Source organism: Azospirillum brasilense (assembly GCF_008365405.1).
GTDB lineage: Bacteria > Pseudomonadota > Alphaproteobacteria > Azospirillales > Azospirillaceae > Azospirillum > Azospirillum brasilense_D.
This window is the reverse complement of record NZ_QOKV01000012.1, coordinates 133094-147180: the sequence shown is the minus strand read 5'-3', so window position 1 is coordinate 147180 and position 14087 is coordinate 133094. Positions and strand designations below refer to the sequence as shown.

Here is a 14087-nt window from a genome sequence, read left to right as displayed (position 1 = left end):
ATGCCCTCCCCTTACAGCAGCGCCCCTCACAGCAACGCAGACGCGACGCGGTAGGTGACGAAGCTTGCCCCGTAAGCCAGCGTGATCATGTAGACGAACATCACCACCGGCCAGAACCAGCCGTTGGTCTCCCGCTTGACCACCGACAGGGTGGCGACGCATTGCGGGGCGAAGACGTACCAGGCGAGCAGCGACAGGGCGGTCGGCAGGCTCCAGGAGGCGGCCAGCGCCCCGGCCAGCGAGGATTGCAGCGCGTCGCCGCTCTCGCTCAGCGCGTAGATGGTGCCCAGCACGCCGACCGCCACCTCGCGCGCCGCGATGCCCGGCACCAGCGCCACGGCGATCTGCCAGGTGAAGCCGATGGGCGCCAGCAGCGGTTCCAGCGCGTGGCCGATCATGCCGGCGATGGAATACTGGATGGCCGGTTCGGTCGCTCCCTCCGGCGCGGCGGGGAAGCTCGCCAGGAACCACATGACGATCATCAGCGCGAAGATCGTCGTGCCGGCCCGCGCCAGGAAGACCTTGGCCCGCTCGAACAGGCCCAGCGCGATGTCGCGCGGGTTGGGCAGACGGTAGGCCGGAAGCTCCATCAGCAACGGTTCGCGCGCGCCCTTGAAGACGGTCTTCTTGAGCACGAAGGCGACGGCCAGCGCCGACAGGATGCCGGCGGCGTAGAGCGCGAACATCACCAGCCCCGGCAGCCCGACCAGCCCGCCCACCAACTCCCGGTCCGGCACGAAGGCCGCGATCAGCAGCGTGTAGACCGGCAGCCGGGCCGAGCAGGTCATCAGCGGGGCGATCATGATGGTCGCCAGCCGGTCGGCCCGGTTCTCGATGGTGCGCGCCGCCATGACGCCGGGCACCGCGCAGGCGAAGCTGGACAGCAGCGGGATGAAGGCCCGCCCGTGCAGCCCCACCCCGCCCATCAGCCGGTCCAGCAGGAAGGCGGCGCGGGCGAGATAGCCGGTCGCCTCCAGCACCAGGATGAAGAAGAACAGCACGAGGATCTGCGGCAGGAAGATGACCACGCTGCCCACCCCGGCGATGATCCCGTCGGTCAGCAGGCTGCGCAACGCCCCGTCCGGCAGGGTGGCGGCCACCCAGTCCTTGAGCCCGCTGACCGCGCCGTCGATCAGGTTCATCGGCGCCTCGGCCCAGGCGAACACCGCCTGGAACATCAGGAACAGCACGAGGAACAGGAAGGCCAGCCCGAACACCGGGTGCAGCAGAACGGCGTCCACCCGCCGGGTCGCCAGCGGCGGCAGGCCGGCGTCGGCCACGCAGCCGGCCAGCAACCCCTCGACCTCCTGGTGGTAGGCCCGCAGGTCGCGCGAGGAGGGCTCGCTCCAGCCGCAGGGGGCCGGGGTTTCGGCCGCGTCCGCCGCCATGGCCATGGCGCCGTCGATCTGCTCCAGCAGCGGCTGGACGCCGCCGCGGCGGATGGCAACGGTCGGCACCACCGGCACGCCGAGCGCGGCGGACAGGGCCGCCGCGTCGATGCGGCAGCCGCGCTTCTCCGCCGCGTCCATCATGTTCAGCGCCAGGATGATCGGGCGGCCCAGCCGCTTCAACTCCACCACCAGCCGCAGGTTCAGGCGCAGATTGGTGGCGTCGGCGACGCAGACCAGCAGGTCGGGGCTGTCCTCGTGCGAGAAGCGGCCCAGCACGACGTCGCGGGTCACCTCCTCGTCGGGGGAGCGGGCGCGCAGGCTGTAGGTGCCCGGCAGGTCGATCACCTGGACGCGACGGCCGAGCGGGCTGACGAAATGCCCGATCTTCCGTTCCACGGTGACGCCGGGATAGTTCGCCACCTTCTGGCGGGAGCCGGTGAGCGCGTTGAACAGGGCGGTCTTGCCGCAGTTCGGGTTGCCGACCAGCGCGATGCGCGGCGGCAGGGCGGAGTCCAGGACCGACATGGCCGGATGTCCTTGCAGGAGGTCGCTTCGAAGGAAGGAGATGACGCTGCGCGTCAGGCGGCGGGCGCCACCAGCACGGCGCGCGCCTCGGCGCGGCGGAGTGCCAGCGTGTGCTCGTTCACGCGGATGGCGATGGGGTCGCGGCCCGGAAAGGCTTCGTGCAGGACCTCGACGTGGGAGCCCTCGACCAGCCCCATCTCGATCATCCGCCGCTCCAGCTCCCCTTCGGGAAGGGTGGTGACGACCCACCGCTCATCGACGCCGGTCACGCGGGCGCGCTCGCCCTTCTTCAACTCGCCCAAATGCCGTCCACCGGGGGACTGGCCCGTTTCGGGGGTGGGATGACCGCTCATGACTGCACCTGATCGCACCGGGAGGTGGGGGGCGCGTTCGTATCCGCCCCTCTTCGCCGCGAATGATCCTGCGAAGCGTTCGCATTCGTCCAGCCGGCTAAATGTCGCAGGAGCCTTGTAAAACAAGCGTATCGACCACACCGGGTTTAGGGTTTTGCGGGAACCGCAGCGCCCTTCGCGTCGCCTTTGGCCACGGGAGCCGGCACCCTGGCGGAGCGGTCGAGGTTGGCTTGCGCGGTCTTTGCTGGCCCGCTGTTCGGCGCGTTGCGGACGATCTGGCTCCAATCCTCCCGCGCACCCGGCAGATTGCCGGCCTGCGCCTTGATGTTGGCGCGCAGCAGCAGGGCGTCGGGGTCGCCGGGGCGCAGGTCCAGCGCGCGGTCGATGTCGGCCATGGCCTGCCGGTCGTTGGCCAGCGCCTTGTGGGCGGCGGCGCGGTAGAGATAGGCCTCGGCCCGCCGCGGGTCCTTCGCCAGCGCCGCGTCCAGGTCGGACACGGCGTCCCAGAAGCGTTCCGTCTCGGCCCGCGCGATGGCGCGGTCGATCAGCAGGTCCACGTCACCCGGTTGGAGCGCCAGCGCGCGGCTGTAGGCCCGCTCCGCCCGCGCGTTGTCGCCGGCGCGCAGCCACGCCCAGCCGGCCCGCCCGAGGATCGAGGCCCCGGCCTTCGGGTCGTCCTTGCCCAGCACCGGGGCCAACTCCTCCAGCCGCGCCCCGGCGGTGGTGAAGTCGCCCTTGTGGAACAGCGCCAGCGCCTGGCACAGCCGGGCATGGTCGCCGCCGCCGCGGTTCAGCCAGGTCTGCGCGCTCTCCAGCGCTTCGGCCGGGCGCTTCTCGGCGAGCGTCAGGCAGGCCTGGAACTCCCGGTTGTGATCGACGGCGGGAGCGGCAAAGGCCGGGCCGGCGGAGAAGAGCGCCAGCGCGGCCGTGATGAGGTAAGCGTTGCGTCGGTTCATGGCGGCCTTACACTCCGTCATTGCCGCTCCCGACGCAAGGACCCCGCAAGACATGGCTTCACCCCGTCTGTTCGTCTTCGGCCTGGGCTTCACCGCCCGCGTGTTCGCCGACCGGCTGAGGGCCGAGGGCTGGCGGATCGCCGCCACCTGCCGCGGCGAGGACAAGCGCGCCGCCCTGGAGGCGCAGGGCGTCGAGGCGTTCCTGTTCGACCGGGGACGACCGCTGGAGGACGCCCGCGCGGCGCTTGCCGGCACCACCCACCTGCTGGTCAGCGTCCCGCCCGACGAGCGGGGCGACCCGGTGCTCGACCAGCACGCCATGGATCTGGCGGACCTGCGGACGCTCGACTGGGCCGGCTATCTCTCGACCACCGGGGTCTACGGCGACACCAAGGGCGACTGGGTCGGCGAGGCGGCGTGGCTGCGACCGACCGGCGAGCGGCAGAAGCGCCGCGTCGAGGCGGAGCGCGGTTGGCTGAACCTCTACCGCCAGTACGGCGTGCCGATGCATCTCTTCCGGCTGGCCGGCATCTACGGGCCGGGGCGCAGCGCGCTGGACAACGTGCGTGACGGCACCGCCCGGCGGGTGGACAAGCCCGGTCAGGTGTTCAGCCGCATCCATGTCGAGGACATCGCGGCGACGCTCCGCGCCTCGATGGACAAGCCGACGCTGGGCGCGGTCTACAACGTCGCCGACGACCTGCCCTCCCCCTCCCACGAGGTGGTGAGCTACGCCTGCGGCCTGCTGGGGGTGGAGCCGCCGCCGCTGGTGCCCTTCGAGGAGGCCGGACTGTCGCCGATGGCCGCCAGCTTCTACGCCGACTGCCGCCGGGTGAAGAACGACCGCATCAAGCGCCAGCTCGGCGTCGAACTGACCTACCCCGACTACCGCGCCGGGCTGGACGCCCAGTTCGCGGCGGAAGGCGGGCGCTAGAGTCGCAGGGACGCGAATCGACACCCTCTCGTTCCGGCCGTATTCCCCCTACGGCGGCACCCGGCGGGGGCGTCACGGGCCTCCGGATGGGCTGGAATCGTCGTTTCCGGCGACCGCTCGACCGCGCCGAACGAATTTGGTTCGGCAGAACCGACGTTGTGGTATCATGCGCCCCCGTTCCGGCCCGCTGGATTGTGGCCGGACCGGCATGGGTACGCCTGCGAATCGCAAAAAACACGACCTGCCGAGACGACGACCAGCATGAACATCATCATCGAACGCGCCGCCCTTCTCCGGTCCCTTGGTCATGTGCAGAGCGTGGTGGAGCGCAGGAACACCATCCCCATTCTGTCCAACGTGCTGTTGCGGGCGAGCGACGGCGAGCTGTCGCTGGCCGCCACCGACATGGACCTGGAGATCGTGGAAACGGTCCCGGCCACGGTGACCCGCGCGGGCGGGACCACCGCCCCGGCCCACACGCTGTACGACATCGTGCGCAAGCTGCCCGACGGCAGCCAGGTGGAGCTGGACATCGGCGGCGACGGCACGATCCTGACGCTGCGCGCGGGGCGGTCGCAGTTCAAGCTGTCCTGCCTGCCGATCGACGATTTCCCGCAGCTCTCCGGCGGCGACCTGCCGCACCGCTTCGACCTGACGGCGGGCGATCTGCGGGCGCTGGTCGACCGCACCCGCTTCGCCATCTCGACCGAAGAGACGCGCTATTACCTCAACGGCATTTATCTGCACGCCGCCAAGGCCAAGGCCGGCGGGTCCGAGCTGCCGGTGCTGCGCGCCGTGGCGACCGACGGCCACCGTCTGGCGCGGGTCGAGATGCCGCTGCCGGAGGGGGCCGCCGGCATCCCCGGCGTCATCGTTCCGCGCAAGACCGTGAACGAGATCCGCAAGCTGATCGACGAGGCCGCCGACCGCATCGAGCTGTCGCTGTCGGACAACAAGATCCGCTTCGCCTTCGACTCGGTGGTCGTGACCTCCAAGCTGATCGACGGCACCTTCCCGGATTACGAGCGGGTCATCCCGGTCGGCAACGACAAGACGATGGAGGTGGACGCCAAGCTGTTCGCCGCCGCCGTGGACCGCGTCGCCACCATCTCCACCGAGAAGAGCCGGGCGGTGAAGCTGTCGCTGACCCGCGGCACGCTGACCCTGTCCGCCACCAGCCCCGAGGCCGGCAGCGCCACCGAGGAGCTGGAAGTCAATTACCAGGAAGGCCCCCTGGAAATCGGCTTCAACTCTCGCTATCTGCTTGATATCACGCAGCAGATCGAGGGCGAGGGCGCGCGCTTCTCGCTGGCCGACGCCGCGTCGCCGACCATCGTGCGCGACGTTGCCGACCCCACGGCCCTTTACGTGTTGATGCCGATGCGTGTGTGACCGGTCCGGACGGATCGGCGCTTTTCGGACCGGTGCGCTCCGGACCCCGTGTTTGACGGGGTGCGGCGGCCCGGTCCTCGCATCCCGGATCGGACGCTTTGCTCGACGCCAGACAGACTTCGCCCTATCCCGTCCCCGTGATGGACACTCCGGCCGCTTTGGCGGTGACGCGCCTGACCCTGACCCGCTTCCGCGGTTATGACAGCGCGCGCCTGGAGCCCGACCACCGCCCGGTGGTGCTGACCGGACCGAACGGCGCCGGCAAGACCAACCTGCTCGAAGCCGTCAGTTTTCTCGCCCCCGGACGTGGCCTGCGCGGCGCCAAGCTGTCGGAGGTCGAGCGGATCGGCGGCAGCGCTGGCAATGGCACGGGCGCCGGCTGGGCGGTCGCCGCCGTGCTGGACACCCCCACCGGCCCGGTGGAGATCGGCACCGGCCGCGAGCTCAGCGCCCAAGCGGCGTCCGGAGCCGAGCGCGACCGCCGCGTCGTCCGGGTGGACGGCCACCCCGCCAAGGGCCAGACCGTGCTGGCCGAGCATGTCGCCGTCGTCTGGCTGACCCCGCAGATGGACCGGCTGTTCCTGGAGGGCTCCAGCGGGCGCCGTCGCTTCCTCGACCGTCTCGTCTTCGGATTCGACCCCGCCCACGCCGGCCGGCTCAGCCGCTACGAGCACGCCCTGCGCGAGCGCGCCCGCCTGCTGCGCGAGGGGCATCGCGGCTGGAACGGCGACGAGGGCTGGCTGAGCGGGCTGGAGGACCAGATGGCGACAACCGGAGTCGCCGTGGCCGCCGCCCGCCGCGACGTGGTGCAGCGGCTGCGCGCCGCCTGCGGGCGGGCCGTCGGCCCCTTCCCCGGCGCCGACCTGACGGTGCAGGGCACGGTGGAGCGTTGGCTCGACGACGGCCCGGCGCTGGCCGCCGAGGACGCGCTGCGCCGCTCGCTGCGCGACAGCCGGCGGGCCGATTCGGACGGCGGCGGCGCCACGCTGGGACCGCACAAGAGCGACCTCGCGGTGCGCCACGCCCAGAAGGACATGCCGGCGGCGCTCTGCTCCACCGGGGAGCAGAAGGCGCTGCTGATCGCCATCATGCTGGCCAACGCCCGCCTTCTGGCGGCGGAGCGCGGGGCCGCCCCGCTGCTGCTGCTGGACGAGGTGGCCGCCCATTTGGACCCGCAGCGGCGCGAGGCGCTGTTCGACGAGATCCTGGCGCTGGGCGCCCAGGCCTGGATGACCGGCACCGACGATTCGGTCTTCGGGCCGCTCGGCGGTGCCGCCAAACGCTTCCACATCGAGGATGCGACCGTGACCCCGGCCTAGCGCTCGAAAATGGGCGCTCAAAAAGGGCTCAAAAGCCCGGAAAATCACCGACCGAAGTACGGTATTCCGCCGAAACCCAACGCAGTCTGCTATAGTCGAGCCATGGCACAGGAAGCACTGAAGAACGACCTCCCGCAGCAGGATTACGGCGCGGAATCGATCACCGTCTTGCGCGGGCTGGACGCCGTGCGCAAGCGTCCGGGCATGTACATCGGCGACACCGATGACGGCTCCGGACTGCACCACATGGTCTACGAGGTCGTGGACAACGCGATCGACGAGGCGCTGGCCGGCTACTGCGACGCGGTCGTGGTGCAGCTCAACGCCGACGGGTCGGTCACGGTGCGCGACAACGGCCGCGGCATCCCCACCGACATCCACTCCGAAGAGGGCGTGTCGGCGGCGGAGGTCGTGATGACCCAGCTCCACGCCGGCGGCAAGTTCAACCAGAACTCCTACAAGGTGTCGGGCGGCCTGCACGGCGTGGGCGTGTCGGTGGTGAACGCCCTGTCGGAAACGCTGGAGCTGCGCATCTGGCGCAACGGCCGCGAATGGTTCATGCTCTTCCGCCATGGCGTCGCCGATGCCCGCTTGGCCGACGTCGGCCCGGCTCCGATGGTGGACGACGGCAACGGCGGGCAGAAGCCGCTCTCCGGCACCGAGGTCACCTTCCTGCCGTCCAAGGACACCTTCACCAACACCGAATTCGATTTCGCGACTCTGGAACACCGGCTGCGCGAGCTGGCCTTCCTGAACTCCGGCGTGCGGCTGGTGCTGACCGACGCCCGCGGGGTGGAGCCGAGGGTGCAGGACCTGCATTACGAAGGCGGTCTGGAAGCCTTCGTGAACTGGCTCGACCGCTCCAAGGTGCCACTGCACAAGCCGGCGATCTCGATCAAGGCGGAACGCCCGACCGAGCATGGCGGCGTGGTCACCGTGGAATGCTCGCTCCAGTGGAACGACAGCTACCACGAGACGACTCTCTGCTTCACCAACAACATCCCGCAGAAGGACGGCGGCACCCACCTCGCCGGCTTCCGCGCGGCGCTGACGCGGGCGATCAACAACTACGCCAACGAGTCGGGCATCGCGAAGAAGGAGAAGGTCAACCTCTCCGGCGACGACGCGCGCGAGGGGCTGACCTGCGTGCTGTCGGTGAAGGTGCCCGACCCGAAATTCTCCAGCCAGACCAAGGACAAGCTGGTCTCCTCCGAAGTCCGCCCGGTGGTCGAGGCGGTGGTCGGCGAATGCCTCGCCCAGTATTTCGAGGAGCATCCGGCCGACGCCAAGCGCGTCGTCCAGAAGGTGGTCGAGGCCGCCGCCGCCCGTGAGGCCGCCCGCAAGGCGCGCGAGCTGACCCGGCGCAAGGGTGCGCTCGACATCGCGTCCCTGCCCGGCAAGCTGGCCGACTGCCAGGAGCGCGACCCGGCGCTGTCCGAACTCTTCATCGTGGAGGGCGATTCGGCGGGCGGTTCGGCCAAGCAGGGCCGGTCACGCCAGTTCCAGGCCATCCTGCCGCTGCGCGGCAAGATCCTGAACGTGGAGCGGGCGCGCTTCGACAAGATGCTGTCCTCGGCGGAGATCGGCACGCTGATCGCGGCGCTGGGCACCGGCATCGGGCGCGACGAGTTCAACCCGGACAAGACGCGCTACCACAAGATCATCATCATGACCGACGCGGACGTGGACGGCAGCCACATCCGCACGCTCCTGCTGACCTTCTTCTTCCGGCAGATGCCGGAGCTGATCGAGCGCGGCTACCTCTACATCGCCCAGCCGCCGCTCTACCGCATCAAGCGCGGCAACGCGAAGGAGCGGTACCTGAAGGACGACCGGGCGCTGGAGGAGTATCTGATCGAGGCGGCGCTGGGCGACCTGTCCGTGCGCCCCGCCGACGGCTCCCTGCTGACCGGCGAGCCGCTGCGCGAGATGGTCGAGCAGGCGCGCGGCGCCCGCCTGCACATCGAGACGCTTGCCCGCAAGGCCGGCAACCTGTCGGTGGTGGAATCGGCGGCGGTGAGCGGCGCCCTGTCGGTCGCGCTGTCGCAGGACACCGCCCAGGCGCAGCAGGCGGCCGAGACGGTGGCTGCCCGGCTGAACGCGCTGGACGTGGAAGGCGGCTGGCGCGGCGAGAGCCTGTTCCAGGGCGGTTATGCGCTGGTGCGGACGCGCCGCGGCGTGACCCACCGCCATCATCTGGACGCCGACCTGCTGAAGAGCGCCGAGGCCCGCAAGCTGGACGCCATCGCGGCGGACCTGAAGCGCGTCTACGCCGAGCCGGGCCGCGCCTTCGAAAAGCAGAAGGAGAGCCGCAGCCTGACCGGCCCCGTCGCCCTGTTCGACACGGTGATGGAGCTGGGCCGCCGCGGCGTGACGATCCAGCGCTACAAGGGCCTTGGCGAGATGAACCCCGACCAGCTCTGGGAAACCACGCTGGACCCGGCCAAGCGTTCGCTGTTGCAGGTGAAGGTCAACCACGCCGACCAGGCGGAAGAGGTCTTCTCCACCCTGATGGGCGACATCGTGGAGCCACGCCGCGAGTTCATCCAGGAGAACGCCCTGAAGGTCGCCAACCTGGATGTGTAAGTAGTTCTTGTGGTCCTTAACGCAAAGTTTGAGAAACCGAACTCTATGATTGAGAAAGGCTGCGCCTGAGCGGAAGCGGATTCCGCATCCAGAACGGGTAGAAAGCTAAGGGCGGATCCAATCGGGTCCGCCCTTTCTCACTCGGGTCCGACCGCCAAGGATCTCGGGCCACTGCAGTTAGAGGCTTGGGTCGATGACCGTAAAGCGGAGGTCCTGTGCGATCGCGTCCAGGACGAGGATGCTGTCTCCGCCTCCGAGATCGACATGCACGCTTCCCCCCAATTCGATGACGTGCTCTGCCCGCCATAGCGCCGTACCGATGTCCTGCTCGAATCCCTTCAGAATGATGACGTCCAGCAGCGGGTCGAGAGCGGTCAGCACATCAGCGCCGCTGCCTGGGGCGAAGAAGAATTGGTCGCTCTCGCCGTCCCGCTCGGCAAGCAGCACATCATCGCCGACACCACCATCCACAATGTCGCGCCCAGCCCCCGGCACGAGGACATCCCGCCCGGACATGCCATAAAGGCGATCGGCACCTTCCGCCCCGTCGATGAAGTCTGCGCCGGCGCCGCCGTTCAACCGATCGTCCCCGGCACCGGCCAAGATGTGGTCGTCACCACCCAATCCATGAATCCGATCCGCACCATCTCCGCCCAGCAACGTGTCGTTGCCTTCAGATCCTCGGTGGATACCGTCCGGTGCTGCGATGACACCGAGCAGCTTGGCCGTGTGATCCCAATAGTCGTTCCCTGTTCCAGGGGGAAGCTCCGCGAGTACGATGGTGCCGTCCGTCGTGCCGTCGGACAGGAAGAACCGATCGGTTTTGGCGGCGTAATCACGATCGAACCCCAGCATGTGGCCATCAAGATCCCCGAGGAGCTTGTCGCCGAAGGCTCCCCCCGATGTGTCCTGCACCTTGTGTGTGCCTTCGGGCGTGCCATCGGTCACCCACAGAGCAGCGGGATTGGCTCCGCTCTGGTCCGTCAGAAAGAAGGCCCGGCCGCCGGCAATCTCAATGTCCTGGTACATCCAATCGTTCTGATGAAGTTCGGCGGTGCCCCCAGCTGTGCCATCGCTCGCCAGCAGGCGTTGCGAGCCCGACCAATAGCTTTCGTCTAAGAAGAGAAGGCGATCTCCATCATCGCCGGGCAGTCCCGTATCGAGCCATCCGAGCGGGTTGGCGAGTTCCTGGCTCGGCAGAAAGCTTACCTTGCCAGTAGCCTCCTCCAGAATTCCGATCAGCGAGGCAGAACCTTGTTCCACCCGGTAGGTATCCATGTCGGTTGTGAACACCACATGGCCGTCACGCACGCCGGCGATCCGCTCAAGGTCCCAGCCCTGCATGGTCAGGTCGCCAAGATAGCGCGTGCCCTCGGACGTGCCATCGGTGACCCAGAAGGTTGAATGACGGACGGCGGTAGGCCACTCCATGCTCCCGGTCCAGTCGATCACATTCGTGACTGACACCACGATCCCCTCGGGCGAGGAGGAATAGCGGACGGCCCCGCTGTCGGGGATGAGGTTCGCGAATGCCGTCGCGGCGCCATTGCCATTGACGAAGGTGAGCTTGGAAGGCCAGGACGCCGTCCCCTCGTGAAAGGCCACCCCTCCGTCATTCATGCTGACCAGCGTTATGCCGTGGGACCAGGAGGGCAGCGGCGCCATCTCATGGAAGAGGAGAGTTCCGGCGGCGGTGCCATCGGAACTCCAGATCCCATCCTGAGTGTCACCGTCTGCGTGCAGGTAGATCCGGCCGTGTGCAGCTGTCAACGCCGATGGGGAGGACCCTTGTGTCCCTGGCATGAGGTCAGCGACCATCCGCGTCCCCGCCGCGGTTCCGTCGCTCACCCACAGTTCACGGCCGTGGATCCCATCGTCCGCAGTGAAGAACAGCCGGTCGCCGACCACAGTCAGGTCGTCCGGGGTGCCTGATGCGGCGCCGGCCGCAGCGTCGAACATCCGGGTCCCGCTGCTGGTGCCATCCGTGACCCAGAGTTCGCGTCCGTACAGGCCGTCGTCGGCGGTGAAGAATACCTTGCCGCCGGCAACGACAGCGTCCTGGGGAGCGCTTCCCTCCTCGCCGGGTCTGATGTCGGCAATAAGGCGCGTTCCCAACGGCGTGCCGTCGGTGGCCCAAAGTTCAGCGCCCGTGTTTTGCATCGTGGCCGTGAAGACAGCGATCTTCGTTAGTGACATGCCCCCTCCAATCGGACGAAGCATTGATCAGAAGATTGCATGTTGCAGAATGACAATTTTGGGATGAACACGTCCTAAACATAGTCATATTATTTCATTATTATAGTCTTGATAATTTTATACTGTGTATGGTCCCTGATGGGGACGCGCCATAAGCCAGGCGTGATTATACGTTAAGGGGACAAACCAAGAGCCTCTGTCCTCCAAGCTGTGCCGAACTGCAACGGAAGGTTTCGTCCGATGACATCCCAAGCGGGATCGGGCTCCTGCGGAGTGTCGAAACACGGTAAGCCTTTCATGTCCCTGGTTGCTCCGATCAGCGTGATCTGGTAGGGAAGGTGCATGCCGCACCGCAATACGCCGCCTTGACCGATCCGCTTTAGTGTCCTCCGACCCCGCTGGGTCGCCTGGGGATGATCGTCATGTGGCGGACGCTGCGCCTTCACACATCCTGCCGTGATGCCGGCCGGCTTCTTTGGAGCCGCCGCGCCCCTCCTTTTCCACGAGCTTCATGACATTCAATTTGCAACGACTCCGTACGGAGTGGTTCGGCAACGTGCGCGGTGACGTGCTTGCCGGGCTGGTCGTCGCCCTGGCCCTCATCCCGGAGGCCATCGCATTTTCCATCATCGCAGGAGTCGATCCCAAAGTCGGGCTCTACGCCTCCTTCTCCATCGCCGTGATCATCGCGATCGTCGGTGGCCGGCCGGGAATGATCTCCGCCGCAACCGCGGCCACCGCGGTCCTGATGGTCACCCTGGTGAAGGACCATGGTCTGCAATACCTGTTGGCCGCGACCGTGCTGGCCGGCGTGCTGCAGGTCGGCTGCGGCCTGTTGCGGCTGGGCGTCCTCATGCGCTTCGTGTCGAAATCGGTCATGACCGGCTTCGTCAACGCCCTGGCCATCCTCATCTTCCTGGCTCAGTTGCCGGAACTCATCGGTGTCACTTGGCTTACCTACGCCATGGTCGCCGGCGGCCTCGCCATCATCTATCTGGTGCCGCGGGTGACGCGCGCGGTCCCATCGCCGCTGGTGTGCATTCTGGTGCTGACCGCACTGTCGGTCGCGTTCGGCCTCGATGTGCGCACCGTGGGTGACATGGGCGAGTTGCCCTCAACCCTGCCGGTCTTCCTGCTGCCCCAGGTGCCGCTGTCCTTCGAGACACTGTGGATCGTCCTGCCTTATTCCGCTGGGATCGCGGTGGTCGGGCTGCTTGAATCCCTGATGACGGCGGCCATCGTCGATGATCTGACCGATACCGGCAGCGACAAGAACCGCGAGTGCATCGGACAGGGCATTGCCAACGTCGCCACCGGCTTCATCGGTGGCATGGCCGGCTGCGCGATGATCGGCCAGTCGGTGATCAATGTGAAGTCGGGCGGCCGGGGGCGGCTCTCCACCTTCTGCGCCGGCGTCTTCCTGCTGTTCCTGATCGTCGTGCTGGGCGACTGGGTGCGCCTCATCCCCATGCCGGCGCTGGTGGCCATCATGATCATGGTGTCGATCGGCACCTTCAGCTGGGTTTCGCTGAAGAACCTGCGGACGCACCCGCGCAGTTCCAGCATCGTCATGGTGGCGACCGTCGTTGGTGTGGTGGCGACGCACAATCTCGCCATCGGCGTCCTGATCGGCGTCCTGCTGTCCGGCCTGTTCTTCGCCGGCAAGGTGGCCCAACTGTTCCGCGTCAGCTCCGTCCTGTCGGATGACGGCACCGCACGCACCTACACCGTCGAGGGACAGCTGTTCTTCGCCTCGGCCGAAACCTTCACCGCCACCTTCGACTTCCGGGAGGCGCTGGAGACGGTCACCATCGACGTCAGCCGCGCCCACATTTGGGACATCTCCAGCGTCTCCGCGCTCGACATGGTGGTGCTGAAATTCCGTCGGGAAGGGGCCGAGGTCGAGATCGTCGGCCTGAACCGTGCCAGCGAAACCATCGTGGACAAGCTGGCGATTCACGACAAACCGGGTGCCATGGAGCGCCTGCCGGCCCATTGAAGGAGGATGGGCAATGACATGCCGGCTGACACTGGTGGACGGCTCAGCCTACACGCCGAGCGTTTGTGACCATGCCGCCTGGGCCGACGGGAGGAGTCCGCCGCGCGCCCTGACTTCACCGGCAGCCTCAGCCGCCATGACACCCTCGGCCCCGACGACCTGGCGGTCATCGCCCGGCGTCGCCGACCGCTCAACCGCCCCCAAGTACAAAACAACCATTTGGAGCAACATCACCGCGGGGTGAAAGGGCGCACACGGCCGATGCGCGGCTTCCACCAGCCGAACAGCGCTCACCGCTTCTGCCGCGCCCATGATGAGGTGCGCAACGTCGTGCGGCCGGCGACCAAGCGCAAGCAGGACGTCCCGGCCGCCCGGCGCCCACTCGCCAGTCCTGGCGTGAGAGCTGACGGAACCGTCGATGGGATAGGAGGGAGGC

9 protein-coding genes are annotated in these 14087 nt (G+C 67.8%); 5 read left to right on the top strand and 4 right to left on the bottom strand.

What is annotated here, in order from left to right:
* Window positions 1-26 precede the first annotated feature (26 nt).
* The 3 genes from feoB to DS837_RS18900 form a co-directional block, all read right to left on the bottom strand.
* Window positions 27-1916 (bottom strand): ferrous iron transporter B, encoded by a 1890-nt coding sequence (feoB, locus tag DS837_RS18910; protein ID WP_149166176.1) that lies wholly within the window; start codon window positions 1914-1916, stop codon window positions 27-29.
* Between the two features lie 53 nt (window positions 1917-1969).
* On the bottom strand, window positions 1970-2269 hold the full coding sequence (locus DS837_RS18905) for a FeoA family protein (RefSeq protein WP_149166175.1): 300 nt from the start codon (window positions 2267-2269) through the stop codon (window positions 1970-1972).
* Window positions 2270-2415: 146 nt separating this feature from the next.
* On the bottom strand, window positions 2416-3225 hold the full coding sequence (locus tag DS837_RS18900) for a tetratricopeptide repeat protein (RefSeq protein ID WP_149166174.1): 810 nt from the start codon (window positions 3223-3225) through the stop codon (window positions 2416-2418).
* Between the two features lie 52 nt (window positions 3226-3277).
* On the opposite strand from DS837_RS18900, the gene DS837_RS18895 reads away from it, so the two are divergent.
* The 4 genes from DS837_RS18895 (at window position 3278) to gyrB (ending at window position 9456) form a co-directional block, all read left to right on the top strand.
* Entirely contained in the window at window positions 3278-4159 is an 882-nt protein-coding gene (locus DS837_RS18895; protein WP_149166173.1) for an SDR family oxidoreductase, read from the top strand.
* 261 nt (window positions 4160-4420) lie between these two features.
* The gene (dnaN, locus tag DS837_RS18890) at window positions 4421-5551 is read left to right on the top strand and encodes a DNA polymerase III subunit beta (RefSeq protein ID WP_145627058.1); all 1131 of its coding nucleotides are present in this window, start codon (window positions 4421-4423) and stop codon (window positions 5549-5551) included.
* A gap of 140 nt (window positions 5552-5691) precedes the next feature.
* Complete coding sequence (recF, locus tag DS837_RS18885; RefSeq protein WP_149166217.1) at window positions 5692-6870, top strand: DNA replication/repair protein RecF; 1179 nt, start codon at window positions 5692-5694, stop codon at window positions 6868-6870.
* 102 nt (window positions 6871-6972) lie between these two features.
* Entirely contained in the window at window positions 6973-9456 is a 2484-nt protein-coding gene (gene gyrB, locus DS837_RS18880; RefSeq protein WP_149166172.1) for a DNA topoisomerase (ATP-hydrolyzing) subunit B, read from the top strand.
* Window positions 9457-9633: 177 nt separating this feature from the next.
* On the opposite strand, the gene DS837_RS18875 is transcribed toward gyrB, so the two are convergent.
* Window positions 9634-11652, bottom strand: coding sequence for an ELWxxDGT repeat protein (locus tag DS837_RS18875; RefSeq protein ID WP_149166171.1), 2019 nt, complete (start codon window positions 11650-11652; stop codon window positions 9634-9636).
* Window positions 11653-12163: 511 nt separating this feature from the next.
* On the opposite strand from DS837_RS18875, the gene DS837_RS18870 reads away from it, so the two are divergent.
* On the top strand, window positions 12164-13651 hold the full coding sequence (locus DS837_RS18870; RefSeq protein ID WP_149166170.1) for a SulP family inorganic anion transporter: 1488 nt from the start codon (window positions 12164-12166) through the stop codon (window positions 13649-13651).
* Window positions 13652-14087 lie beyond the last annotated feature (436 nt).